Annotated in this window: 21 protein-coding genes; 12 read left to right on the top strand and 9 right to left on the bottom strand. The window is 61.7% G+C overall.

Annotated elements, in window-relative coordinates; all coding sequences use genetic code 11:
* Positions 1-112: 112 nt before the first annotated feature.
* The 3 genes from C446_RS04850 to C446_RS04840 are packed head-to-tail and all read left to right on the top strand — an operon-like array spanning position 113 to position 2,842.
* A complete protein-coding gene (locus C446_RS04850) occupies positions 113-937 on the top strand; it encodes an ABC transporter permease (protein WP_049920040.1) in 825 nt (274 codons plus the stop codon).
* Positions 934-1,911 (top strand): ABC transporter permease, encoded by a 978-nt coding sequence (locus C446_RS04845; RefSeq protein WP_338034974.1) that lies wholly within the window; start codon positions 934-936, stop codon positions 1,909-1,911. The genes C446_RS04850 and C446_RS04845 overlap by 4 nt, the downstream gene beginning before the upstream one ends.
* Positions 1,912-1,915: 4 nt before the next feature.
* Positions 1,916-2,842, top strand: a complete 927-nt coding sequence (locus tag C446_RS04840) for an ABC transporter ATP-binding protein (RefSeq protein WP_049920039.1) — start codon at positions 1,916-1,918, stop codon at positions 2,840-2,842.
* Between the two features lie 227 nt (positions 2,843-3,069).
* Here C446_RS04840 and C446_RS04835 read toward each other — a convergent pair whose 3' ends face one another.
* Both C446_RS04835 and C446_RS04830 read right to left on the bottom strand, forming a co-directional pair.
* Positions 3,070-4,029 (bottom strand): twin-arginine translocation signal domain-containing protein, encoded by a 960-nt coding sequence (locus tag C446_RS04835; protein WP_049920050.1) that lies wholly within the window; start codon positions 4,027-4,029, stop codon positions 3,070-3,072.
* 220 nt (positions 4,030-4,249) lie between these two features.
* The gene (locus C446_RS04830) at positions 4,250-5,005 is read right to left on the bottom strand and encodes a DUF5781 family protein (protein WP_006671950.1); all 756 of its coding nucleotides are present in this window, start codon (positions 5,003-5,005) and stop codon (positions 4,250-4,252) included.
* Positions 5,006-5,227: 222 nt separating this feature from the next.
* Here C446_RS04830 and C446_RS04825 point away from each other — a divergent pair, with 222 nt between their 5' ends.
* Together C446_RS04825 and C446_RS04820 are read left to right on the top strand one after the other, a co-directional pair.
* On the top strand, positions 5,228-7,414 hold the full coding sequence (locus C446_RS04825) for an elongation factor EF-2 (RefSeq protein ID WP_006671949.1): 2,187 nt from the start codon (positions 5,228-5,230) through the stop codon (positions 7,412-7,414).
* Between the two features lie 769 nt (positions 7,415-8,183).
* Entirely contained in the window at positions 8,184-9,887 is a 1,704-nt protein-coding gene (locus C446_RS04820; RefSeq protein WP_006671948.1) for a S8 family peptidase, read from the top strand.
* Between the two features lie 477 nt (positions 9,888-10,364).
* Here C446_RS04820 and serS read toward each other — a convergent pair whose 3' ends face one another.
* Positions 10,365-11,744, bottom strand: coding sequence for a serine--tRNA ligase (gene serS, locus C446_RS04815; protein WP_006671947.1), 1,380 nt, complete (start codon positions 11,742-11,744; stop codon positions 10,365-10,367).
* A 152-nt stretch (positions 11,745-11,896) separates the two neighbouring features.
* Between serS and C446_RS04810 the strand changes: the two genes are divergently transcribed.
* Positions 11,897-13,105 carry a potassium channel family protein gene (locus tag C446_RS04810; RefSeq protein ID WP_006671946.1) on the top strand — a complete coding sequence of 403 codons (1,209 nt, stop codon included), beginning with the start codon at positions 11,897-11,899 and terminating at the stop codon, positions 13,103-13,105.
* A 36-nt stretch (positions 13,106-13,141) separates the two neighbouring features.
* Here C446_RS04810 and C446_RS04805 read toward each other — a convergent pair whose 3' ends face one another.
* The 3 genes from C446_RS04805 to C446_RS04795 all read right to left on the bottom strand — a co-directional run bounded on the left by C446_RS04805 (position 13,142) and on the right by C446_RS04795 (position 14,743).
* Complete coding sequence (locus tag C446_RS04805) at positions 13,142-13,348, bottom strand: hypothetical protein (protein WP_006671945.1); 207 nt, start codon at positions 13,346-13,348, stop codon at positions 13,142-13,144.
* A 246-nt stretch (positions 13,349-13,594) separates the two neighbouring features.
* Positions 13,595-14,173: a magnesium transporter gene (locus tag C446_RS04800; protein ID WP_006671944.1), complete on the bottom strand. Its 579-nt coding sequence runs from the start codon at positions 14,171-14,173 to the stop codon at positions 13,595-13,597.
* Positions 14,174-14,743, bottom strand: coding sequence for a magnesium transporter (locus C446_RS04795; RefSeq protein ID WP_006671943.1), 570 nt, complete (start codon positions 14,741-14,743; stop codon positions 14,174-14,176).
* Positions 14,744-14,971: 228 nt separating this feature from the next.
* Between C446_RS04795 and C446_RS19265 the strand changes: the two genes are divergently transcribed.
* The 3 genes from C446_RS19265 (at position 14,972) to C446_RS04780 (ending at position 17,971) form a co-directional block, all read left to right on the top strand.
* The gene (locus C446_RS19265; protein WP_049920037.1) at positions 14,972-15,142 is read left to right on the top strand and encodes a hypothetical protein; all 171 of its coding nucleotides are present in this window, start codon (positions 14,972-14,974) and stop codon (positions 15,140-15,142) included.
* Positions 15,129-16,169, top strand: coding sequence for a magnesium transporter (gene mgtE, locus C446_RS04785; protein WP_006671942.1), 1,041 nt, complete (start codon positions 15,129-15,131; stop codon positions 16,167-16,169). The genes C446_RS19265 and mgtE overlap by 14 nt, the downstream gene beginning before the upstream one ends.
* Positions 16,170-16,333: 164 nt before the next feature.
* On the top strand, positions 16,334-17,971 hold the full coding sequence (locus C446_RS04780; protein ID WP_083861070.1) for a globin-coupled sensor protein: 1,638 nt from the start codon (positions 16,334-16,336) through the stop codon (positions 17,969-17,971).
* On the opposite strand, the gene C446_RS04775 is transcribed toward C446_RS04780, so the two are convergent.
* Positions 17,968-18,381 (bottom strand): fluoride efflux transporter FluC, encoded by a 414-nt coding sequence (locus tag C446_RS04775; protein ID WP_049920049.1) that lies wholly within the window; start codon positions 18,379-18,381, stop codon positions 17,968-17,970. The genes C446_RS04780 and C446_RS04775 overlap by 4 nt on opposite strands.
* A gap of 20 nt (positions 18,382-18,401) precedes the next feature.
* The gene (locus tag C446_RS04770; protein WP_006671939.1) at positions 18,402-18,815 is read right to left on the bottom strand and encodes a CrcB family protein; all 414 of its coding nucleotides are present in this window, start codon (positions 18,813-18,815) and stop codon (positions 18,402-18,404) included.
* Between the two features lie 228 nt (positions 18,816-19,043).
* Here C446_RS04770 and C446_RS04765 point away from each other — a divergent pair, with 228 nt between their 5' ends.
* The gene (locus C446_RS04765; RefSeq protein ID WP_006671938.1) at positions 19,044-19,946 is read left to right on the top strand and encodes a cation diffusion facilitator family transporter; all 903 of its coding nucleotides are present in this window, start codon (positions 19,044-19,046) and stop codon (positions 19,944-19,946) included.
* 194 nt (positions 19,947-20,140) lie between these two features.
* On the opposite strand, the gene C446_RS04760 is transcribed toward C446_RS04765, so the two are convergent.
* Positions 20,141-21,316: a sensor histidine kinase gene (locus tag C446_RS04760; RefSeq protein ID WP_006671937.1), complete on the bottom strand. Its 1,176-nt coding sequence runs from the start codon at positions 21,314-21,316 to the stop codon at positions 20,141-20,143.
* 205 nt (positions 21,317-21,521) lie between these two features.
* Between C446_RS04760 and C446_RS04755 the strand changes: the two genes are divergently transcribed.
* Together C446_RS04755 and C446_RS04750 are read left to right on the top strand one after the other, a co-directional pair.
* On the top strand, positions 21,522-22,445 hold the full coding sequence (locus tag C446_RS04755; RefSeq protein WP_006671936.1) for an MBL fold metallo-hydrolase: 924 nt from the start codon (positions 21,522-21,524) through the stop codon (positions 22,443-22,445).
* Positions 22,446-22,604: 159 nt separating this feature from the next.
* Positions 22,605-24,587 carry an AMP-dependent synthetase/ligase gene (locus C446_RS04750; RefSeq protein ID WP_006671935.1) on the top strand — a complete coding sequence of 661 codons (1,983 nt, stop codon included), beginning with the start codon at positions 22,605-22,607 and terminating at the stop codon, positions 24,585-24,587.
* The last annotated feature ends 45 nt before the right edge of the window (positions 24,588-24,632 follow it).

The raw sequence follows: 24,632 nt of genomic DNA, 5'->3' as shown, positions 1-24,632 counted from the left end.
TATAAATTCAAACGAACGACACCTAATGACAGACCGGAAAAGGCAAAACAGTTTGAGAGGGAGTTGCCGGCAGTTTTGGTCGAGGACCTACGATCCCCGTCGTCCATATCAAGTGTTTCTACTCGAGTGCCGTTTGATCGGTCGGTCGACGACAAATCGCGCTATTGCCGCCGCCGTATTCGTTGTTTTCGTTGCACCCTCCTTATGGACAGCAAGCGGTATGACCGGGTCTTCCGAAGTTGCCACCTTCGTCACCCTCGAGGAGGGACACACGGTTTCAGCCGCCTACTGGTTTCTCGGTATCGATATTTACGTCGTGTTTCTCCCGCTTTTGGCGTTTCTTTTCGGTTACGGGACAATTGCCACGGAACGAGATGAAGGGACACTCTCGATACTCGGATCACTGCCGGTAACTCGGTTTGACATCTACATCGGAAAGGCGTTGGCACGAGTACTCGTCTTTATGGGAGTCAGTTTCGTGGGCGTTCTCGCCGGGTCGTTCGGACTAGTCATAACGACTTCGGTGGCGGCAGTATCGTTTTCTCACCTGCTAGGGGCTGTTTGGAGTGCGCTTTTCAGCGCCGCGCTTGTCTCCATCGCTGTCACTCTGTCTGCACTTCTTTCGAGTCGGCTGCACGCATTGAGCGGCGCAATCGCAGGCTATTTCGGACTGGTATTTGGTGCAGTATGGACGCTCGGTATCGCACCGATAGCAATCGTCGGGCATCCGTTTCACGGGTATTCGGTGCTGATTGCAGGAGTCTTCGATACCATGTATCCGTCACTCGAGATTACTCTTTCGAGTGGGAGTCAATCAGCCGAGACACTGTTGTGGGTCGTAACGGCTCCGGTTGCCGTCCTCGTTCTCTTCGTATGGGTCTGCTGTCCGCTCGCAGTGGGATACCTTGGGTTTCGGAATGAGGTGTTTCTCTCGTGAGATCAATACGCTCAGTCGAACTATCCGACGGCTCTGGTAAAACAGCACAGACAGACACAGCCACACAAGCACGAATAACGGCAGCAATCGCCAAATCAGAACTCCGCAACTTTCGATGGTCGCGGTTAGTGATTCTGTTCACTGCTTTCTTCGGGTTCTCCGCGTGGCGAATCGCAAGCAGTGTCCAACCCGTGGAAGCCGAAGGTGGAAGGGGCAGTCGGTATACCTTCCTCGAATATCCGGAGACGTTCGATGCTGTCTACGCCGTGAACGGCTTCATAAGTTATACGTTCCATGTGAATTCTTTCGTATTCCTCGTTCCGCTACTCGGCTTGATACTCGGATACGGAGCGATCGTCACCCCTCGGGCAACTGGACAACTCAAAACACTACTCGCGCTTCCGTGTTCGCGCGGGGCCATACTACTGGGCAAACTTCTCGGCAGAGGAATCGTTCTCACAGCGGTGATTGGCGTCGGTCTCCTCGTTGGCTGGATAACAGTTCTCGTTCAGTTCGAGACAGCACAGACGGTATCTTTCGTCGTGTTCTCCGCAGCGACCGTCGGATACGGATTCGTCTGGTTGAGTATTGGGTTTGCTCTGTCGTCTCTGTTGGCGACGCCACGACAAGTGGCAGCTGCAGTGTTCACGGTGTTTATCGGATTTACGTTCAATTGGCACGAAGCCGCCGTTGACGCTCTTGGGCTATTCCCCGACGCGTACAGCGTCGACCCACGACAGGCGTACCTGGTACTCGCTTCGGCCCCCTACGAAGAAATAATCCCGAAAGTTCACCTCGCACCGCACGAGGATATCGATAGCTTCGGCATCACCGTTGTCGGGACACAGATTGCGGACATGGCCGCGGTACCGCTACATCTTTCTTGGCCGATCGCCGTCTTCGTCCTCGGGCTGTGGATTCTCCTCCCGCTGATAATCACGTACAACAGACTCCGACGCCTATCACTCACGTAATTCAATGACAGACGATACACCCGCAATCGAATTCGACTCGGTGACTCAAACGTTCGGTCGCATCACTGCCCTCTCAAACCTCTCGCTCGAGGTTCGGTCCGGAGAAAAGTACGGCTTTCTTGGACCAAACGGGGCCGGGAAAACGACAGCCATCGGCTTGTTATTGAACTTCCTCCGTCCAACTGATGGAACAGTTCGCGTATTCGGTCAAAACGTACAGTCAAACGAACTCGGTGTGAAGTCTCGAACGGGGGCACTCCCACAGGGTTTTACGCCATATCCGAATCTCACGGGTCGTGAGCATCTCGAATTCGCGTGTTCTGTTCGTGAAGTTGATACTGACCCTGACAACTTCCTTGAACGTGTCGGATTATCAGATGCTGCAGAACAAAAGGCAGGCGAGTACTCACAGGGCATGACCCGTCGGCTCGGATTTGCGATGGCGCTCGTCGGCGAGCCCGACCTACTAATTCTGGACGAACCCATCGCTGGACTTGATCCGGGCGGTGCAGGCCGTATCCGAGAACTGATCCACGAGCAGAACGAACGCGGAGCTACTGTCTTCGTTTCGTCGCATCAGCTTGCCCAAGTCGAGACCATTTGTGATCGAGCCGGCATCATCTCTGAAGGAACAATGGTCGCCGAAGCATCCGTCTCGGAGCTCCAGGCCCGTATCGATGGCGGACCACGTCTTGCGATCACGTTAGAAGATGAGCCGACATCAGTACCCGACGCCGTAATGGCAATCAAGGGCGTCGAAGATGCGTGGATCGATGAAAATCGAATGATGGTAAACTGCGAATCCGCGAGCGTCCGAACCGACGTACTCGTGGCTTTCGAAGAAGCCGGAATCGAAGTCATCGATTTCGAAACCGAACGTGCATCGCTTGAAGATGTGTTCGCTGCGTACGCGGATACGGAAAGCACGTAACGAGCCGAGCTCCGGATAGTAGCGACGATGCTGCTTGCCTGCGTTGTCTTGGTTGCCTCGATTACATCGAAACAGGACCGCGACATCGTCAGTTGGCCGCCTCAGCAACTACTGCAAACCCGCGGTCTTCGCCTGTACTTTCAATCAGAAACGACGTCTGATCCATCAGCAACGGGACACAGCACGTCTGGCGTGATCTGGTGGCTTCTCGAAAGGAGGGAGTTGGATCAGTAAAAGATCACGCCAGCATCACTCCCCAAGAGGAAGTCAATGATCGTACGGAACCCGAAGGTGCCTGAGTGATCAACTGTTCCTTCTACGTTCAGTTCGTTCTCATCGAACCACGTATCTTGACTGTGGTCCGCGGTCGATTCTGGAATGATGGGGAAGTCATTGTTGTAGTAATCGCCTTCCGCGGACGTAAGAGAGTAGTCGGAACTATCGACGTGCCACGTCGTGTTGAACGCGTCTGGAATATCACAGTCGATTCCTGGTGGAAGGTCACTACAAGGGAACCGGTCACCGAACTCTTCGCCGTCACAGGTCTCCCCATCGGCTGTTTCAAAGATGCCAATAGAGTCGTCGATATCGAAATCACCGCTAGTCGGCGTATACTCGACCGCGAGGTTCGTTCGAGCAAGAGGACCGCACTCGCTCGATTCGGTTTGAACCCACGTCGCAGCGTCACCGAGGTTGCCGAGTTCCGGCTCGTCAGGGATGTTTATCTCGGCGTCATTGTTCTGGTGTAGCGAGTTATCACGGAAGTGGTTCGCCAGAGTCGCCGTGGTCTCGGTTCGGTCGAGCGTGAAATCACCGTTTGTTAACCGAGCTACGTCTTGCGATTCAGTGACTTCAACTCCGCCCGATTCGTCGTAGGAGAGACTGTAACTAACTTTCGTCGGATTGGCATCTCCGGCAGCTCTTTCGGGGTTTACTTCGTGTGCCGAGTGTATCTTAGTTCGGACGATCTCGCGCTTGTTACGCCTCAGAAAGACCACTGACGCTTCTTTTAGATCGTCGTACTCCGCCGTATCGAGTGTGATTTTGTTTACTACGCCCTTCTGCAAGTCGTCCGTTGCGACAGCACCTCCAGTCGCCCCGAGAAGTGCAACGGCAGATGCGGCGCTCGTTCGTTTAAGCAGTGTTCGTCGGTCCATACTGAACCGTTCGTGATTATCATCGGACATTACATTTTCCATAAAAGTCATCACTATAATAAAGATAATTCGTGGCGAATGTCGATAGTCGACGCACGACAGCAGATAATACAGAGACAGGGACTGTCACTTTTTTAGGACTGGCCGGACTTCTGATGCTCTCCCAGTAACGGAAAGTCTACTGGCTCCCCAAGCCAGTCCCTACGGATCGATGAAAACAGAGTCGTCCTGGGGCTATTGGGTTCTCGAGTCAGTCCGCCGCAGGACTTTTTCCACCGACGTAGTCCCGAGTCGCGTCGACGAGTACCTGCCGGTAACTGCTCGAGTCGGGGTCCTGCGTTAGCTCACGGAATCGACGTTTGAACCCCTCGAAGTCGACGGTGGGTGCGTCCATCGCGGCCACGCGAGCGAGATCGTACAGCCGGTGGTCGTCGTCGACGAGGTCGTGTCGCTCCGCGAGCGCGAGCGCGAAGGCCGCATTGACGGCCGTGATTTCGGGATCGGCGGTCGGCGAGAGGCGTTGGTGCTCCGGCCGCGAGGAGGGGTCCGGACGGTCCGCGACTGCCGCTGCGAGACTGGACTCGAGATAGGCGAGCAACTTCTCGCCGGGGCCGACCGAGAGGGTGATGTCGTCGGCGTAGATGTCTTTCATGTGGTTGGCGATCTGGTGGCAGTGGGCGAGTTTGCGCTGTTCGACGCTCTTGCCGGCCAGCGCCAGGAAGAGGACTTCGTCGGTCGACTGCGTGTGGGACGGGTGTTCCTGTTCGTACCTGGCCATGTGGGCGAACTCGTGGAGAGCGAGTTCTCGAGCCATCGCGCTCGAGGCGGCCTGTCTGGAGATGTTGAGAACGTGGCGGTCGCCGTAGTGGCCGGCCCAGGTACGCTCGTCCGGGTCGTCCTGTAGCTGGACGTACACCGGCAACGAGAGATCGTGCTCGGTCTCGAAAAGGTCGCGAGCGCCGAGAAACGGAGACGTGGGGCCGGGACCCTGGACGCGTATATCCATGCTGATATCTACCAAGGGAGGAGACGGTATGTCTCTTACGCCCACTTTCGCGAGCCGCGAGGACGAGTTGTAGCGTGGGAGGGTGCTCGGCTCGCCGCCAGCCGTTGCGTGGTATTAACTCACGTAAACTATATATTCCGGACCGTAAGCGGGAGAAGCGGTCAAATTCCGACGCCGACGAAACACTACCCTTTTGACCCCGCTAGCGGTAATGGGGGGTATATGGGCCGACGCAAGAAGATCGTCCAAGAGTGTGAACGGCTGATGGACGAACCGGAGAACATCCGGAACATCGCCATCGCCGCTCACGTCGACCACGGGAAAACGACCCTTTCTGACAACCTGCTGGCCGGTGCCGGCATGATCTCCGACGAGACTGCCGGCGAGCAGCTCGCGATGGACACGGAAGAGGACGAGCAGGAACGTGGGATCACCATCGACGCGGCGAACGTCTCGATGACCCACGAGTACGAGGGCACCAACCACCTCATCAACCTCATCGACACGCCGGGCCACGTCGACTTCGGCGGTGACGTGACTCGTGCGATGCGTGCCGTCGACGGCGCGCTGGTCGTCGTCGACGCCGTCGAGGGCGCGATGCCCCAGACCGAGACCGTCCTGCGCCAGGCGCTGCGCGAAGGCGTCAAGCCGACCCTGTTCATCAACAAGGTCGACCGCCTGATCTCCGAACTGCAGGAAGGTCCCGAAGAGATGCAGGAACGTCTCCTCTCGGTCATCCGCGACGTCAACGAACTCATTCGCGGCATGACCGAAGACATGGACGACGTCGAGGACTGGACCGTCTCCGTCGAAGACGGCACCGTCGGTTTCGGGTCCGCACTGTACAAGTGGGGCGTCTCGATGCCCTCGATGCAGCGTACCGGGATGGACTTCGCCGAGATCATGGAACTCGAGCGGTCGGACAAGCGCCAGGAGCTTCACGAGAAGACGCCGCTGTCTGACGTCGTGCTCGACATGGTCTGTGAGCACTTCCCCAACCCCGTCGACGCCCAGCCCCGACGTATCCCGCGTATCTGGCGGGGCGACGACGACACCGACCTCGCGGAGGGCATGCGCCTGGTCAACGAGGACGGCGAGGTCGTCTTCATGGTCACCGACATCTCGATGGACCCTCACGCCGGCGAGATTGCTTCCGGCCGTGTCTTCTCGGGGAGCCTCGAGAAGGGCCAGGAGCTGTACGTCTCCGGCACGGCGGGCAAGAACCGCATTCAGTCCGTCGGTGTCTTCATGGGTGGCGAACGCGAGGAAGTCGACGAGGTCCCTGCGGGGAACATCGCTGCGGTGACGGGTCTGAAAGACGCCATCGCCGGTTCGACCGTCTCGAGCGTCGAGATGACGCCGTTCGAGTCGATCGAGCACATCTCCGAGCCGGTCATTACGAAGTCCGTCGAGGCACAGAACATGGACGACCTGCCGAAGCTGATCGAGACGCTGCGCCAGGTCTCCAAGGAAGACCCGACGATCCAGATCGACATCAACGAGGACACCGGCGAACACCTGATCTCCGGACAGGGTGAACTCCACCTGGAAGTCATCACCCAGCGTATCGAGAAGAACCAGGGCATTCCGGTCAACACCGGTGAGCCGATCGTCGTCTTCCGCGAGCAGCCCCAGCAGCCAAGCGACGAGGTCGAGGGGATTTCGCCGAACCGCCACAACCGCTTCTACATCTCCATCGAACCGATGAGCGACGAACTCGTCGAGACGATCAAGCTCGGCGAGGCGTCGATGGACATGCCCGAGCAGGAACGGCGTGAGGCCCTGCAGGAGGCCGGCATGGAAAAGGAGACGTCCCAGAACGTCGAGAACATCCACGGGACCAACGTCCTCATCGACGACACGAAGGGTATCCAGCACCTAAACGAGACGATGGAACTGGTCGTCGAAGGGCTCGAGGAGGCACTGGACAACGGTCCGCTCGCCAACGAGCCAGTCGAAGGGACGCTCATGCGACTGCACGACGCACGACTCCACGAGGACACCATCCACCGTGGTCCCGCGCAGGTCATCCCTGCAGTCCGTGAAGCGGTCCACAACGCCCTGATCGACGGCAAGATCAAGATGCTCGAGCCGATGCAGGACGTCCGCATCGACGTGCCCAACGACCACATGGGCGCTGCTTCGGGTGAGATTCAGGGCCGCCGTGGCCGCGTCGACGACATGTACCAGGAAGGCGATCTGATGGTCGTCGAAGGGATCGCCCCGGTCGGCGAGATGATCGGATTCGCTTCCGACATCCGCTCGGCGACCGAGGGTCGTGCCTCCTGGAACACCGAGAACGCCGGCTTCGAGGTCATGTCCGACTCGCTCCAGCGTGAGAAGATCATGGAGATCCGTGAGCGCAAGGGCATGAAGCTCGAGCTGCCCGAGCACATCGACTACATCTAAATCTAGCTCACTGCGGTCGTTTTTCTTCGTGGGACAGGAGGCTTCGGGCTGTCGAGAACCATCTCGGGGCCGCGAACTGTGTTCGGCAGGAGCCCTGCCGGAGAGCCATCCGAGTTGCAGTCCCAACCGGAGCGCTTTCCAGGTAATTACGAGGTCGTTCCGACAGCCCCACGCTCCGGTATCCTCGTTGACGACGACGAGAGCGTCTCCTGAGTGGGTCTGACCAGTCGACGTAAATCAGCCACTTCAAGCCGTAAGAACTGCATAGAAAAAGGGAAACATCACTGCAAGGGCGACGAGCACGAGCGTCCACGGGAAGAGAGCTGCGGTCCCGACCACAAATAGAACACCGACGACTGCAGCGGTCCCTTTTTGTCGGATGCTAAGATACACAGTGGAAAATTATAGTTCGGTAATGTAAATATTGCGAACAGATGTGGTTACGCCGTCTCGAGTTAGTGTCGACCGGCGACCGAACCGTTCAGTCGGCGACTGAAACGAGAGTGGTTCCTGCTCGGGACCAAGGAATCCAGCCGACAACTGGAGACGGACGCCGAACTGGGTCGACAAACAAACGTCGCAATAGCCGGAGTGAAGAAGAAACGTTGTTAGAGTTTACTTTTCCGATGTGATTCACCGGTGGAAGCTGTTCCAGTCGCAGTCTCTATCGACGAATATTCTGCAACGCATGGTATACGTTCAATTAAGTTCTAAATTCTATGGTGTTTAGAAAGAATTTAACTTCTGGGCTGATTCCACTTATTTGCAGATGCCGAAAGATAATAACAATACGGTCGATCGACGATCAGTACTCCAGGCGGCTGGTGGACTCGGTGCGTTGTTCGGGTTCAGCGGGGTCACGGCTGCGACACCCGGACGGGAACCGGGTCCAAAAAAGGACGAACTCGTCGTCGGGGTCGAGCCGTCGGTCTCGAGCGCCGAGCATACGGTGAAGTCACAACTCCCGGCGGACGCGGAGGTCGTCCACACGAACGAGACGCTGGGATACGCCACCGTCGAGATGCCGGAGAAAACGGCTGAGGCGGAGGTAGAGAGTTTCAAGGCAGGTATTCTCGACAGTGACGGGATCGCTTACGCAGAGGAGAACGTCACCTACGAGGCCCTCGAGATGGAGGCTCTCGAGAGCGACGACGACGAAGACGCAGACGAAGCTACCGTCGGTACGGAAGACGTCAGCGCGAGCGTCGTCGACGATCCGTTTTTCGGTAACCAGTACGCACCCCAGCAGGTCAACTGTCCCGGTGCCTGGGAGGTAACCGAAGGCGATTCGGACGTGACGATCGCGATCGTCGACCAGGGCATCCAGTACGATCACGAGAACCTCGCGGAGAACATGGACGGGAGCGTTTCGAACTCCGGCTACGACTTCGTCGGCGGAGACGGCGATCCGTACCCCGTCAGTGCTAGCGAGGACCACGGGACTCACGTCGGCGGCATCGCGGCCGGCGGGACCAACAACGGCACGGGCCACGCCGGCATCTCGGACTGTTCGATGCTGTCGGCCCGAGCGTTGGGCGACAGCGGCGGCGGGTCACTGACTGACATCGCCGACGCGATCCAGTGGTCGGCCGACCAGGGAGCCGACGTCATCAACATGTCGCTGGGTGGCGGTGGATACACGCAACTGCTCGCGGACGCGTGTGCCTACGCACAGGAGCAGGGTTCGCTGCTAGTCGCTGCGGCTGGCAACGACTTCGGCAGCAGCGTCTCCTATCCGGCGGCGTACGACACCGTGATGGCCGTCTCCTCGCTCGATGAAGGCGAGACCCTGTCGTCGTTCTCGAACGTCGGCCCGGAGATCGAACTGGCTGCGCCAGGCGGCGACGTCCTCTCGGCAGTCAACTGGGACGACTACGACTCCTACTCGGGCACGTCGATGGCGTCGCCGGTCGTCGCCGGCGTCGCGGGTCTCGTGTTGTCGGCGTCCCCCTCGCTCTCGAACGAGGAGCTACGGACCCACCTCCACGAGACTGCCGTCGACATCGGCCTTTCGGAAAACGAGCAAGGGTACGGTCGTGTCGACGCTGAGAACGCGGTAAAATCCGCTCCAGGAACCGATCCGGACCCCGACCCGGACCCGGACCCGGACCCCGATCCGGACCCCGATCCGGGCGAGTGCGGTGACGAAGAAAACACCGCGAGCGCCGACGGATCGCTCAGCGGCGGCTGGTGGGGCAACCCGAGCGACAGCTACATCTACGAGCTCTCGACGAGCGACCCCTGTAGCGCCACCGTGACGCTCGAAGGCCCATCGAACGCGACGTTCGATCTGTACGTAACCTTCGACGGACGCCAGCCGTCGACCTTCGATTACGACGAGGCGTCCGCCGACTGGGGCGCTGACGAAGAGATCGAGATCGACCTCGACGGCGACGAGGAGATCGGTATCCTGGTCGATCGATTCAGAGGAAGCGGCTCCTACACGATCTCGGTCGAAGAACTCGGTAAGTAACGGAGCAACCGCAACGTCGACGGTAGCTCCCACCGTCGCTGTATCGGGTGACACCAGCGCCGGCTTCACCGGCTCCGTTCGCACGCTACGAACTCCGGTCAGTGAAACTGGGGAGAAGTGCTGTCACTCGAGACGGAGTCACCCACCGATCCCAAAATCCCATCACCTCCCACCCAACGCTTCGAATCGATCACGGCGTGTTCGACGGTGTCGCCCGCGTTCTCGAGGACTGAAGGGCGATCGATCTTCTCGTTTTTCTCTTCGGTCGCTGGTTCGGTATCGCTACGAACAGAACTATCGTGGCCACTGCAAGTCAGTGCGCACCCGATCGACAGATGGATCGGCGATCAGTGTACAGATCGTTGCAGTTGGCACTATCGGAGGTTCGTTCGACGAAACCGGTGCAAACCGGACTCGCGGACTCGAAGGAGTCAGACAACGTTCGAGACGCTCGGCCGACGGAGACGGAGACAGTTCTCACTCCCGTTCGCCGGCACCGAGCGCCGCTTCGCCGACTTTCTCGTGGCCCTCGATGACCTCCTGGCCGCCCATGTACGGTCGCAGCGGCTCCGGTACCGTGACGGTGCCGTCCTCGTTCTGGTAGTACTCGAGGATGGCGACCATCACGCGGGGCAGGGCCAGCCCCGAGGCGTTCAGGGTGTGGAGGTACTCGGCCGACTCGTGGCGCTCGGGCCGGTAACGCAGGCCGGCGCGTCGAGCCTGGTAGTCCTCGAAGTTCGAGGCCGACGAGACCTCGAGCCAGCGGCCCCCCTCCTCGGGGCCGTCGTCCATGTCGTCCCCCGGAGCCCAGACTTCGATGTCGTAGGTCTTCGCGCTCGCGAAGGTGAGATCGCCGGTACAGAGCTCGAGGATGCGATAGGGGAGATCGAGTCGGCGCAACACTTCCTCGGCCTCCTCGAGAAGTTCCTCGAGTCGGTCGTAGCTGTCTTCGGGTTCGACGAAGTTGACCAGTTCGACCTTGTTGAACTGGTGAACACGGACGATCCCGCGGGTTTCGGTGCCGTGTTCGCCGGCTTCGCGCCGGAAGTTCGGCGAGTAGGCCTGATGTTTCAGCGGGAGGTCGTCTTGCAGGAGGATGTCACCGGCGTACATGTTGGTGACCGGCACCTCCGCGGTGGGACAGAGCCAGAGGTCGTCGTCCTCGTACTCCTCGTCGTTGCTGCCGCCGAGCCGGTAGGCGTCGTCGGTGAACTTCGGGAACTGGCCGGTGCCACGCATCGACGCACTCTTGACCGGCACCGGCGGGACGAGGTCGACGTACCCCTGTTCGCGGTGGACGTCCATCATAAACTGGATCAGCGCGTGCTCGAGGCGTGCACCGTCGCCCTTGAGGAAGTAGAAGCCGGAGCCAGTGGTCTTGGCACCGCGTTGCTCGTCGATAACGTCGAGTTCCTCGCCGAGCTCGTAGTGGGGTGTGATCTCGTCGGCGTCGACACGCAGATCGTCGAAGCCCCAGCGGCGGTCCTCGACGTTGTGACGTTCGTCGACCCCCAGCGGAACGCTCTCGTGGGGTATTTGAGGGACCTCGAGCATGCGGTCCTGAAGCTCCGCCTGGAGGTCCGCGGCTTCGGCTTCGACCTCTTCGATCTGGGACTTGAGCTCCCGTGACTCCTCGATGGCCTCGTCTTTCTCGTCCTGTTTGCCGTTGGCGACGAGTGTGCCGATCCGCTCGGTGATCTCGTTGCGCTCGTGGCGCAGTTCGTCGCCGCGTGCTTTCAGCTCCCGCCACCGCTCGTCGAGGTCGAGAATCTCGTCGAGGTTGACGTCGGCCCCTCGATCGTCGAGAGCCTCGCGTACCTCGTCGGGATTCTCGCGTACGTACGTCCGGTCGAGCATTACCGAAGGGTTCAGTACGGCCGTCCAAAACCGTATCGGAAGTGTTCTTCGTCTGTGATCGACGAGCCCGCCGACCGACGGCAAGCGCCACGAACGGCGAGAGGGGGAAACGAGCGGAAAACGTTTTTTGCGCCCGCTGTGTTGGCATAGGTATGGATCCGCTCGAGGGAGAGGCGTCGTCGGCACCGATCGAGTACGAGCCGGTCAACGTCAAGGACGTGCTCGTCGAGATGAAAGACACCGCAGAGCTGTTGATCGACCTCTCGTATTCCGCGGTACTTCACTCGAGCGAGGAGATCGCCCGCGAGGTGTTGCGACTCGAGGAGCGAATGGACGTCCTCGAGATGCGAGCCCGAATGGGACTGATGATGGCCGTCCGCAACCCGACGGACGCCGAGCAGCTCGCGCCAGTGCTGGGGATCGTCACCGCCGCGGACGACATCAGCGACGCGGCCGGCGACATCGCGAAAGTCGTACTCGAGGACATCGGGCTTCCGGAGGCGATGCGGACGGCGCTGCCCGACGCCGTCGAGACGCTCGTCCGCGGCGTCGTCGATGCCGATTCGTCCTACGTCGACCGGACGCTCGCGGAGATCGACCTCGAGTCCGAGACGGGCGTTCGCGTGATCGCGCTGCGACGCGGCGAGGAGTGGCTGCTCAATCCCGGACCGACGACGACCATCACGGCCGACGACGTCGCCTTGCTCCGCGGGCCGGACGTGGCTATCGGCGACGTTTGCGAGACGCTGACTGGTACTGGCTACGAGCCACCGACCGCGGACACACCGGACGTCGAAGATCTCGAGCGGGCGGTCGACACCATCGTCCACATGAAGAACCTCTCGGAGCTGGCCGTCGACCTGGCTTACAGCGCCGTCCTCTTCGACAGCGAACCGCTTGCCGAGGAGGTCCGTAACTTGGAGATCGAAGTCGACGCCCTCGAGTCGCGCTTCGAAGCCTGGACGCTCCGGGCAGCAGAAGACGCTCCCGATCCGGTCGCCCTGCGTGGGTTGATCCATCTGGGCAGCGCCACGGAGGTCATCAGCGACGCCGCGATCGACATCAGCGAGGGCGTACTCCGGGATATCGACGTCCACCCGGTCGTTCAGCTGGCAGTCGAGGAGAGCGACGAGATCATCATCCGCGTCGGGATCGACTCCGACAGCGAACTCGACGGAACGTCGATCGTCGGGGGCGTTCCCGACACCGACACCACGATGTCGGTGATCGCGATCCGTCGGCCGGACGAGGGGTGGCTCCTCGTCGGCGACGACGACGCCGAAATCCACGGCGGCGACGTGCTCATCTCGAAGGGCACGCGAACGGCAGCCGCCGCGTTCGAGGAGCTAGCGACAGTCTAGGGGTTGCCACGGAGACCGGCGGGACGTCTTCTCGACTCACTCGAGTGCCGTCACCATGACGCCGACGAGCTCGAGGTACAGCAGTGTTCCCGCCCCCACGATCGCGATTGCGAGGAGGAACGGCACGATCCTCCGGAGCCGGTCCCGGTCTCGACGCTGGACGCGGGATCGAACCGGGAGCGCCCGGATGAGGTCGAACAGGGTCAGTGCCACCGTCGCAGCGATCGTCATCGTGGTCGTCACCGTCGATCACCCCGCTCGAGCGTCGCGGATGGCCGGCGGAATCGTCGTCCACGTTCGCGAACTGGTGTGACTGTTGGCATACCCACGGAGCCAACAGCATCCCACTTGAATCTCAGTCAGACAATCGATCGCTGAGATGGCGTCATACGGAGGGAAGACGGACGAATGACGGAGTTCTCTGCTGGTGATTTTGTCTTGCCGTCGGCTATCGCCTGTCGGTTACCGAAACACCGGCCCCGCTCCGTCTCAGAACCCGAGCACGAGCGCCGAGACGCCGATGAAGATGACCATCCCGAAGACGTCGACGACGTTGGTGACGATCGGGATCGTCGTGTCGTCGGGATCGATCCCCAGTCGGTAGGAGCCGTACGTCGCGAGGAAGCTGAAGACGATCGCGATGACGGCGACGGACATCCCGCTGACCAGCGAGATGAGAAGTAGTGTCGACAGCGGCAGCGGCGACCCGATGACGATCCCCAGCGCGTAGGCACCGATCGCCAACGCCGTGAAGATCGTCGCCGCGAGCGCGAGGATCGCCGCCACGTTCGCCCACAGCACGCGGTCGGTCGGGTCGAGTTCGGTCGTCCCCAGGTGGAACCGAGTCGTCAGTCGCGAGGAGAGGATCGCACCGAGGTTCCCTCCCATGTCGACCATCGTCGGCACCATCACTGCGAGGATGGCGTACTCGGTTAACATTTCCTCGGCGTCCTCGAGAGTGATCCCGGCCCAGAGGACGATGACCGAGAGGACGACGAGCAACGGAAACATGTTGCTGACGATCGACTTCCAGTCCCACGTCCCGAGCGAGCCCTGCGGAACGACCATTCAGACGAGCACCTCCACGAGGCTGATCGAGAGCAGCATAAAGAGCATCCCGAAGATGTCGCCGAGCGTGGTGACGATCGGACCGACCAGGTTGTCGGGATCGTAGCCGTACTTGTAACCCGCGAAGATCAACGCGAGCAGGCCGAAAATCAGGACGACAGACGTCAACACGCCGGCGATCAGCATGATTCCGACCAGTTCGTACAGCGCGGCGACCTCCCAACCGATCACCAGCAGTGCGATCCAGGTGATGACGCCGATGACGATCGAAATACCGATACCGTTGATAAACGAGGCGAGGACAGCGTTGACCAGCCGTTCGTTCCACTCGAAACGTGGCTCGAGCAGCCCCTGGTGGAGGCCACTCGAGATACGTCCTCCCAGCGCGCCGTAGACGTTCCCCCGTGTGGCGAGGAAGACGGGGACCATCACCAGCAACCCGGGGAACCGTTCGACGCTCTCGAGGATACCTTCGAGCACCAGTCCGGCGAAGAGCCCGCCGCCGAGCGCGATCAACAGGATGGGGAGTGCCTCGCGATAGATCGACCAGAAGTCGCGCCGAACGCTCATATCAGTGCATCACTCAGTCGCCTGTTAAACGTATCGGGGATCCGGCGGGTTTTCGCGGGGCGGTTCCACAGTCATACTGTCAGTATTGAGACTAAAGCGGGGTCGAACACTCCGGACGGTCCCGAGAGGCAGCCGTCGGCGTGAAGAGTGACCACAGCATGTGAATTGGCCTCATTATTAGTCCCAAAGGAGAACCTTCTTTAGTCTTCTCTAAAGTCTCTCTCGCGTATGCTGCGCACCAACCACAGCAGTGGAGTTCGAATCGACGAGGCGATCGCCATCGGGACCGACACCGAGCGGCTACCGACGCTCGAGGAGTTGATTCTCGACCTGCTCGAGGGCGAGTTCGCAGGGGTCATTCGATCACACGTACGGGGTGAGGTCTATGGGGGCTGCTAGCGGCCGCGACCTCGAACTGCATGCCGACCGGGCCGGCGAGATCACCGACGACGAGTACGTCGCCGTAACCCAGGATACGTTCGTCGGACCCGCCATCGAGAAGTTCCGCAAGTTCGATCCAGAAGAGGAAGAGACGACCGTTTATTACCTGTACATCACGGACAACTCGAACCGCCTCGTCGGCGTGATGTCCCTGCGGGAGTTGCTCAACGCGCCCGAGGACGATGTCGTCGAGGAGCACATGGTCACCGACCTGGTGACGATCAACGCCGGTGCAGACCCCGAGTTCGCCGCCGACGAGATCGTCGAGCGGGACTTCCCCGCGATGCCAGTTGTCGACGACGACGGTGTGCTGGTCGGGGTCCTCCGGACCGACGATATGATCGAGGTTGTCGAGGAGGAAGCTACCGAAGACATCCTCAAATCGGCCGGCTTCTCCTTTGCCGACATCGAGGAGTCCCGAAGTTCGGCGATCCTCGAGTCGTCGATCCCGCGTATCCTTCGGCTTCGGCTCCCGTGGTTGATCGTCGCGCTCGCTGGCGGCCTGCTCGCCGGCGGCGTCATCGACTACCACGAGGAGACCCTCGAGGGCGTCGTCGCGCTGGCTTTCTTCGTCCCGGTCATCATGGACATGGGTGGGAACGTCGGCACCCAGGCGTCGACGATCTTCGTCCGGGGGCTGGCGCTCGGCCAGATCGACGACCGTAACGCGATGCGTTACTTCGCTCGTGAAGGGCTTATCGGGCTTCTGATCGGCCTGATCATCGGTGCCATCGGTGCTGCGGCGGCGTACGTCTGGCAGATAGACGAACCGTACGCGGCCGAGTTAGCGATCGTCGTCTTCGCCGGTCTCGTCGCAGTCTGTGTGGTCGCGTCGGTCGTCGGCTACGTGATCCCCTGGATCATGAACAAGCTCGGGTTCGACCCGGCCGCGGCCTCCGACCCGCTGATCACGACCGTCAAGGACGTAACGGCGCTGCTGATCTACTTCGGCCTCGCGGCGGTGCTGCTGGCCGAACTCCTGTAGCGACCGGTCGGCCGACAGAGTTCGGCGACGACGGCCGATTCAGTTTTTCGATCCGCTGGGAGCCTGGATCACCTCGTTCGACGGCGGGAACTCTCCGGCTGTACGCGACAGATTTCTCTCAGGAGGCCACTACGCTTATTCCGGTTTCGTTGGCACATGTTCACATGGAGACGCCAGCGCCGGGAGAATCAGTCGCAGCCGGGGATTCGATCGGAATGGAACGAGACGCCGACGACCTCGCGGACGAGATCGGTCTTACGGAGTCGAACATCGAGTGGCGAAAGGAGTTCGTCGGGTTCGACGAGAACGACGAGCGTCGCCTGGCCGCACTACACGATGTCGTCGAACAGCGACGGGAAGACCTCGTCACCGCGTTTCTCGAGCCCATCCAATCGCATCGTCGAACGCGAGCCGTCCTCGAGCGATCCCCACGGACCGATCGGGAACTGCGACGGATCGTCGTGGGGTATCTCGAGACGTTGACCGGCGGCAGTTACGACAGACGGTACTTCACCCACCGGACGCGGATCGGTCGGCTACACGATCGCCTCGAAATGCCGCTCCATTACTTCGGCGGGATGTTCGCGAACCTCAACGCGATCTTCCTCGAAGAGATCCGGGAGGCGACGAAACGAGAGGCGATGGCGGCGCTCGACGAGGTGGCAGTGACGGACACGGACGCCAATGCGGACGCGAACGTGGACGAGGACGCCGACGACACGGCGACGGACGGAACCCGGGCCGGCGTCGACGGTCTCGAGGAAGCCCGCGATGCGGTCGCGGACGCGATCGACGACGGGTTCGCGGACGCGACGGCGACGATCAGGGGGACCAATCTCGACATGCAGGTGATCAACGACACCTACCTGCACTCTTACAGCGAGCGAATCGAATCCGCCGAAGAACAGCAAGCGGCCGCGGAGCGCGTCGCCGAGGCCGTCGACGAACTCGAGGAGATCACGGACGACGTCGACACACAGGCCGCGGAGATCAGGGAGCTGACGGACGACCAGACGGAGACGATGGAGGAGACGGCCGGTGAGGTGTCGGATCTCTCGGCGACCATCGAAGAGATCGCCTCCACGGCAGAGGAAGTCAGTGCGACGACCGAAGAGGCAGAGCGGACTGCCACACGGGCGACGGAAACGGCCGAAAACGCCATCGAGGAGATGGAGCGCGTCGAGTCGGTGACCGGCGACGCGACCGACGACATCGAGAAGCTCCGGGAGAGCGTCGAGCGGATCGACGAGATCGTCGATGTTATCAACCAGATCGCCGATCAGACGAACCTGCTCGCGTTGAACGCGTCGATCGAGGCCGCACACGCCGGCGGTGACGGCGACGGGTTCGCGGTCGTCGCCAACGAAGTCAAATCCTTGGCCGAAGAGTCACAGGAAGAGGCCTCGACGATCGAATCGCTGGTCGAGCGGATTCAGACCGACACGGAGGAAACAGTTTCGACGCTCCGGACGGCCAACGAAGCGGTTTCGTCGGCCGTCGACGACGTCGCGGAGACCGTCGACGGGCTGCGACGGATCGAAGCCACGATCGAGGAGGCCAACGCCGGCACCGACGAGGTCGCCGACGCCACCGACGACCAGGCGGCGAGTACCGAGGAGGTCGCGACGGCGATCGACGGTGCACTCGAGGACACGCGGGACGTATCCGATCGCTCCGACGCGATCGGCTCGGCGACGGATCGCCAGTCCGACCTGGTCGAAGACATCGCTGCGGAAGTCGAGAGGTTCGCCGACGGAGAACACGAGCAGCGAACGGTGACGGGGGACCGGTTCGACGACTAAGCTGGGAGTCCCATCCAGGCGACGATACCCCACGCAAGCGCGATGCCGGCAAGCGAGAGCACGAGGTTTCCGGCCGCGTTGGCGACCGCACGCAGTCGGTCGCCGCGCTCGTACAACTGGACGGTCTCGACCGAGAACGACGAGAACGTCGTAACGGAACCACAGGCACCGATCCCGAGCAACTGGATCGTCGACTCGCCAGCACCGGCAAAGACCGCGAGCCCGAAGACGAAGCTTCCGAGGACGTTCACCAGGAGCGTCGGCCAGGGGAATCCCTCGCTCGAGAACCGCAGGTACACCCAGTGTCGGAACACGGCACCGATCGCGCCGCCGGTACCGACGAGGTGTGCGGGCCGGGGGTCGAACGAGACTACGAGTGCGTCGACGAAAAGCGGTGCGAGGACGACGATCGACTCGAGGGTGGCGTGTCTCACGCCGTCTCACCCCCCGGCGTCGGTTGCGAGCCGTCACCGACCCATCGGGCGAGCGATCGGCTGGCGAGTACCCCCGCGAACCCGAGTCCGTAGTTTGCGGCGACGATACCAAACAGGAGCAGTGGGTCGCCGGCGACGGCGGTCTGGACCGCGAACGTGCTGTACGTCGTCAGCGACGAGAGAAATCCCGTGGTGAAGACGATTCGGGACTGCCTTCCGACGAGTCCGGCGTACTCGGCCTCGTAGACCAGAAAGCCGAGCGCGAAGCTCCCGAGGACGTTGACCAACAGGACCGCCGGCACCTCCGCAAACAGTTCCACTGCGAAAAACCGGAGGTTCGAACCGGCGAATCCGCCGATAGCGATCAACGCGAGTGTCTCGAGTCGAACGAGGGGGTGATCGGATGTCATGGCTGACCGAAACCGAAAGACCGCCAGTCGGCCGCAACTCGGGTGCGGGAATCGACGGTCGGGCGGGCAGAACCCACCTCTGGCTACGGCTGGATTGACACAGAACCCGTATCAGGGTTGCGAAAGGGCGGTTGGAGCGACAGTGCCGGACGCAGCTATCCGCGACGACCTCGCTCGAGACCACGCGGAAGGAAAAGGCTCAAGTTTAGACTCGCTCTAAACCAAGACATGACAGACGGGGACGACAGACGCAAGTTCGCGCGGGCGTCGTGGGTGAACGTCCTCGGGAACGCGGCGAAGATCGTCGTGGAGGGTGCCGCAGGGCTGGCGTTCGGCAGCGTCGCCCTGATCGCCGACGCGGCCCACTCCGTCGCGGACCTGATCTCGAGTATCGTCGTCCTCGCCTGGGGCGGGAGTTCGTTCCAGGAGCCCGACGACACCCACCCGCACGGACACGACAGGATCGAGCCGCTGACGGCGCTTTTCGTCGGGGCCGTCCTCGCCGTGCTCGGGCTCTCGTTGCTGTACGAATCGCTGCAGGGTCTCCTCGTCCTCGATCCGCCCGCGGCGAACCCCCTCTTGCTCGCTGCGCTTGCCTTCGCGATCGTCGACATGTACCTCGTCTACCGCTACACCGAGTACGTCAACGCCGATCTCGGATCGCCCGCCCTCGAGGCCCTGGCCGTCGACTGTCTGAACGATATCTACACCACGATCGCGGCGGTCGTCGGGGTCGTCGGAGTGTTGTTCGGCCAGCCGCTTCTCGACCCCATCGCCGGCGGCCTGGTGAGCTTGCTGGTCGTCTACCAGGGCGTCGAGATCGGCCGCGAGAACGTCGACTACCTCGTCGGTGCCGCGCCCGGTCCCGAAAAGCGGACGGCGATTACGCGGACCCTACGGGCCCATCCGGACGTCGAGGGGGTCCACGACCTGACGGTCTTCTACGACGGCACCGTCCTCGAGGTCGAGGTCCACGTCGAGGTCGACGGCGACATGCCGTTCCGACGGGCCCACGACATCGAGTCGGAGCTCGTCGACCGGCTGCGGCGGATAGAGGACGTCGGCGACGCACACGTCCACCTCGACCCGTCGGGCATCGGCGAGTGGAAGGCCCGATCCGGGGAGGGGTGACCGCACCGCCGATCGAGACGCGATGGAATCACTCGAGTTGGCGGTTCGATACAGACTGTCGTCTCATACGGTTTCCTGTCTATCAGTTTCGGTGCTCGGTGCAACCGCGACCCGAAGGCGGTTACACGTGCACTGCCTCGGCCTGCTCAGCCTGTAGATCGATACGGAAACGCATTCGGTGCCGAACGTCCCGTTCACGATGCGGGAGGTCTGTTCGACATCCCGTCACGGTCGCTCGAGCGCTCGCCGGCGTCGTGGGTGCCGTCGCCGCGGTCGTCGGTCGCGGCCAGTGGCAACCGAACGGTGAAGATAGAGCCCTCGGGTCCGGTCTCGGCGAGTTCGACGGTTCCGCCGTATCGTTCGCCGAGGATGCGCGTCAGGTAGAGACCGAGCCCGTGGTTGCGTGATTTACGTTCGAACAGCCGCTCGCGGGTCTCGGGCGGTATCCCTGGCCCGTCGTCCGAGACGGTGACGACTACCTCGCCGTCGCGCCGCTCGAGGGTGACCGTGACGTGTGGGTCGTCGTCGTCGTGTTCGATCCCGTTCTCGACGACGTTCGAGACGACCCATTTGAGGCCATCGTTGCCCACGACCAGGACCGACTCGGGTCCCTGGACATCGATCGTCGCTTCGGGATAGGTCGACCGCAGGTCGGCGGCGACCTCGTCGATCAGTGCCGAGAGATCGACGTGCGAGTCGGTGGCGTTCAGGTTGGCCCCGAGCATCGCCCGCACGTCGTCGATGACGTCCCCGAGCGACTCGCTCTCGCGACGGATCGTTTCGAGGCGGTCGCGTGAACGGTCGTCGTGATCGTCCTCGAGCAACAGCGAGGCGTGACCGCCGATGATCTGGGTGCTGTTGAACACCTCGTGACGCAAGAGGTCGTTCAGGTAGCCGAGCATCTCGCGTTCCTCCTCGAGTTGCTCGGCCCGAGCCCGCGCGGCCGCCGCCTCGACCTCCCGCTGGATGGCGCGTGCCTCGACGTAGCCGACGGCGAAACCGCCCAGCGTGCCGAACACGATCGACCAGAGCATCCAGATGACGTTTCCAGCGAGCGTTATCGGGTAGATCACCATCGACGCCAGGTTCACCAGCAGAAAGACCAGACAGACCCCGGCCGTCCAGCCGGCGATCCGGCGATACCGATCGTCGGACACGTCGCTGCGCGCGAGACGGCGACCGGCCCAGGCTATCCCGAGCGCCGGGACGCCGGTGAGTACGATCACGACGGCGGTATCGATTGGCGCGAGCGACTCCCGGAAGACGGCGGCCCACGCGAGTACGCACAGGAACAGCCCGATCCCAGTGGCGATGACGAGTCGCGGGACGACCGTCCAGCGAGAGCGAGGCCGGGCGTCGTCGGCAGTCATGCCTGTCTCACCGATGGGGACCCACTTCCTCCTGCGCTCTCACCTACGCCGGGGCTACTCGAGCCCATAATCGTCCCGACGGAATCCTCCCAAAAGGACGTAACGGCCCCGGGCTGTCGTCGCACACGGTTGGGTTCGAGACGATCCGTCTGGACTCCGCCGGTTCAGTGGTTACTATAGGTGTGGCCGACACTATTTCCGGACGATGACCCCGGGAACAGTCACGGAGGTTACCATCGACGGCTGTAACGACTGCTACTACGTCGACACCGGCATGTACGACACCGACGGCTACGGTGCCGCGTACGTCCTCGATGCCGAGCGCCCTGCCGTCGTCGAGACCGGAATCGGGACCAACCACGAGCGGATTCTCGAAGCGCTCGAGGAGATCGGGATCGCCCGCGAGGAACTCGCGGCGATCGCCGTCACCCACATCCACCTCGATCACGCCGGTGGCGCGGGCTTTCTCGCCGAGGAGTGTCCGAACGCCGATGTCTGCATTCCGGCCGCAGGTGCGAGCCTGCTTGCCGATCCGGGCCGTCTCGTCGACGGCACGAAAGCCGCAGTCGGCGACCAGTGGGAGTTTTACACCGAGCCGAAGCCGATTCCCGAAAAACGCATCCGCGAACTCGAGGACGGCGACGTGATCGATCTCGGCGACTACGAACTGCGCGTCCACGAAGCTCCGGGGCACGCTTTCCACCAGGTCGTCTTCGAGAACCCCGAAAACGACGCGGTCTTCACCGGCGACGCGGCAGGCATCTGGCTCCCCGACCGGGAGGAAATCGTCGAGACCTCACCACCCTCCGACTTCGACCTCCAGCAGTGTCTCGACGATCTGGAAACGATCGCCGCGATCGACCCGGACGTGTTGCTCTACACCCACTTCGGGCCACGGTACGTCGGCGACGACCTCGAGACCGTGCTCGAAACCTACGGCGACGTGCTCTCGTCGTGGGTCGAATCCGTCGAAGAGAAGCGCCACGAACTCGAGGACGACGACGCGCTGATCGATCACTTCGCGGAGACGATCGGCAGCGAGCGAGCCGGTACGTGGGGAAAGCGCAAGGCCAGTGCGGAAGCGGCGATGAACGTTCGCGGCGTACTAGGCGCTCTCGACGCGGAGTAGTCCTCGCGTTCGGTCGATTTCGAACGCGAGAGGGCGGCAGTCCCGGGAAAAGCTACCTCCCAGCGGGAACGATGTCATGGTAGATCGTCGAATAAACGTAGCGACAGGTGAAACAAGTTTCATCACGTTTTATCGCACGGGAGGTTTCCTCACACACGTATGGACTGGCGGGACGCCGAACGCGAATACGACGACGAGGTGATCGGGGAGACGACGCTCGGTCGGATGTTCGAGGAGACGGCCGAGCGAAACGTCAACCAACCGGCCCAGAAGTACAAGGGAGGGGTCTACGAGCGGTCGCTGACCGACTCCGTGGTGAGCGCCGCCAAACCAGGCGAGTTCCGGACCCTCTCGTACGCCGAGATGCGGGACATCGTTCGCAACCTCGCCGCCGGCTTCCGCGACCTCGGCGTCGAGGGTGGGGACCGCGTCGGTCTCTTTTCGAACACGCGCATGGAGTGGGCCCAGACCGACTTCGCCCTGCTGTCCGCAGGTGCGGTCATCACGACCGTCTACAAGAGTTCCTCGCCCGACCAGGTACGATACCTGCTCGACGACCCGGACGCCGACGGCGTCGTCGTCGAGAACGACGAAGCCTTCGAACGCGTTCTCGAGGTCGAAGACGACCTCGACCTCGAGTTTATCGTCTCGATCGACGAACTCGAGCACGATGGGGCCGATCGAGACGATGTCTATACGCTGGCCGACATCTACCACCGTGGCGAGGAAACGTTCGACGAGGAGGCCTACGAGGAGTGGGTCGACGAGCCCGATCTGGACGATCTGGCGAGCCTGATCTACACCAGCGGAACGACGGGCCAGCCCAAAGGCGTAAAACTCACCCACTGGAACTTCCGGGCGAACGTCAATCAGATCCGAAAGCGGATGGCTCCGCGACCGGACAGGGACGACGACCTCCCGTCGATCGACGAGGACGCACAGACGGTCTCGTACCTGCCGTTGGCACACGTCTTCGAGCGCACCGCAGGCCACTTCCTGATGTTCGCCAGCGGCGGCTGCGTGGCCTACGCCGAAGACCCCGACACGCTTCAGGAAGACTTCAGTACGGTCCAGCCGAACACGGCCACGAGCGTTCCTCGCGTCTACGAGAAGATCTACGATGCCATCCGCGAACAGGCAAGCGAGTCGCCGGTCAAGAAACGGATTTTCGAGTGGGCGACGGACGTCGGAAAAGAGTACCAGGAGACCGACGATCCTGGAGCAGTGCTCTCGGCCAAGCAGGCACTCGCCGACAAACTCGTCTTCTCGACCGTCCGCGACGCGCTCGGTGGCGAGATCGAGATTCTGATCAGCGGCGGCGGAAGCCTCTCGCCGGAGTTGTGTACGCTGTATCACGCGATGGGGCTACCGATCTTCGAGGGGTACGGGTTGACCGAAACCGCGCCCGTACTGACCGTCAACCCGCCCGAAGAGCCCAAGATCGGGACGATCGGCCCGGCGCTGCCCGACGTCGAGTTGCAAGTCGACGAGTCGGTCGCCGACCAGAGCGCCTTCGATGATCCCGGCGATGTCGGCGAACTCCTCGTGAGGGGGCCGAACGTCACCGACGGCTACTGGGAGAAACCGAGCGCGACGGATCGGTCCTTTACGGAGAGTGCTCCCGCGAGCGAAACGGACGGCTCGACGTCCGGAAAGTGGTTCCGGACCGGCGACATCGTCCACATGCGCCCCGACGGCTACGTCGAGTTCCGCGATCGGGTCAAACAGATTCTCGTCCTCTCGACGGGGAAAAACGTCGCCCCCGGACCGATCGAAGACGCCTTCGCCGCCAGCGAAATCGTCGAACAAGCGATGGTCGTCGGCGACAACGAGAAGTTCGTCGGCGCGTTGCTCGTTCCGAACTTCGATCACCTCCGTGAGTGGGCCGACGAGGAAGGGATCGACCTCCCCGACGACCTCGAGACACTCTGTGACCACGAACGCGTCCACGACTACATTCAGGAGGAGGTAGACCAGGTAAACGAGGGGTTCGAATCGTACGAACAGATCAAACAGTTCGAACTCGTCCCACAGGAGTTCACGGAAGAAAACGACATGGTGACCCCGACGATGAAAAAGAAGCGACGAGTCATCCTCGAGCGGTTCGAGGGTCGCGTGGACCGGATTTACGACGAAAACTAAAGAAGTCGTATAGAAAACCACCGGTTCCGTTCCGCTGAGATAATT

This window comes from Halobiforma nitratireducens JCM 10879, assembly GCF_000337895.1.
GTDB lineage: Archaea > Halobacteriota > Halobacteria > Halobacteriales > Natrialbaceae > Natronobacterium > Natronobacterium nitratireducens.
Note: the sequence above shows the minus strand (reverse complement) of the source record. Positions and strands in the feature narration are given on the sequence as shown.

What these genes read in the sequence shown, in the direction of transcription:
- C446_RS04840 (WP_049920039.1), top strand. Translation starts at nt 1,916, where the DNA reads ATGACAGACGATACACCCGCAATCGAATTCGACTCGGTGACTCAAACG.
- C446_RS04835 (WP_049920050.1), bottom strand. Translation starts at nt 4,029, where the DNA reads ATGTCCGATGATAATCACGAACGGTTCAGTATGGACCGACGAACACTG.
- C446_RS04830 (WP_006671950.1), bottom strand. Translation starts at nt 5,005, where the DNA reads ATGGATATACGCGTCCAGGGTCCCGGCCCCACGTCTCCGTTTCTCGGC.
- C446_RS04825 (WP_006671949.1), top strand. Translation starts at nt 5,228, where the DNA reads ATGGGCCGACGCAAGAAGATCGTCCAAGAGTGTGAACGGCTGATGGAC.
- C446_RS04820 (WP_006671948.1), top strand. Translation starts at nt 8,184, where the DNA reads ATGCCGAAAGATAATAACAATACGGTCGATCGACGATCAGTACTCCAG.
- serS (WP_006671947.1), bottom strand. Translation starts at nt 11,744, where the DNA reads ATGCTCGACCGGACGTACGTACGCGAGAATCCCGACGAGGTACGCGAG.
- C446_RS04810 (WP_006671946.1), top strand. Translation starts at nt 11,897, where the DNA reads ATGGATCCGCTCGAGGGAGAGGCGTCGTCGGCACCGATCGAGTACGAG.
- C446_RS04800 (WP_006671944.1), bottom strand. Translation starts at nt 14,173, where the DNA reads ATGGTCGTTCCGCAGGGCTCGCTCGGGACGTGGGACTGGAAGTCGATC.
- C446_RS04795 (WP_006671943.1), bottom strand. Translation starts at nt 14,743, where the DNA reads ATGAGCGTTCGGCGCGACTTCTGGTCGATCTATCGCGAGGCACTCCCC.
- C446_RS19265 (WP_049920037.1), top strand. Translation starts at nt 14,972, where the DNA reads ATGCTGCGCACCAACCACAGCAGTGGAGTTCGAATCGACGAGGCGATC.
- mgtE (WP_006671942.1), top strand. Translation starts at nt 15,129, where the DNA reads ATGGGGGCTGCTAGCGGCCGCGACCTCGAACTGCATGCCGACCGGGCC.
- C446_RS04780 (WP_083861070.1), top strand. Translation starts at nt 16,334, where the DNA reads ATGGAGACGCCAGCGCCGGGAGAATCAGTCGCAGCCGGGGATTCGATC.
- C446_RS04770 (WP_006671939.1), bottom strand. Translation starts at nt 18,815, where the DNA reads ATGACATCCGATCACCCCCTCGTTCGACTCGAGACACTCGCGTTGATC.
- C446_RS04765 (WP_006671938.1), top strand. Translation starts at nt 19,044, where the DNA reads ATGACAGACGGGGACGACAGACGCAAGTTCGCGCGGGCGTCGTGGGTG.
- C446_RS04760 (WP_006671937.1), bottom strand. Translation starts at nt 21,316, where the DNA reads ATGACTGCCGACGACGCCCGGCCTCGCTCTCGCTGGACGGTCGTCCCG.
- C446_RS04755 (WP_006671936.1), top strand. Translation starts at nt 21,522, where the DNA reads ATGACCCCGGGAACAGTCACGGAGGTTACCATCGACGGCTGTAACGAC.
- C446_RS04750 (WP_006671935.1), top strand. Translation starts at nt 22,605, where the DNA reads ATGGACTGGCGGGACGCCGAACGCGAATACGACGACGAGGTGATCGGG.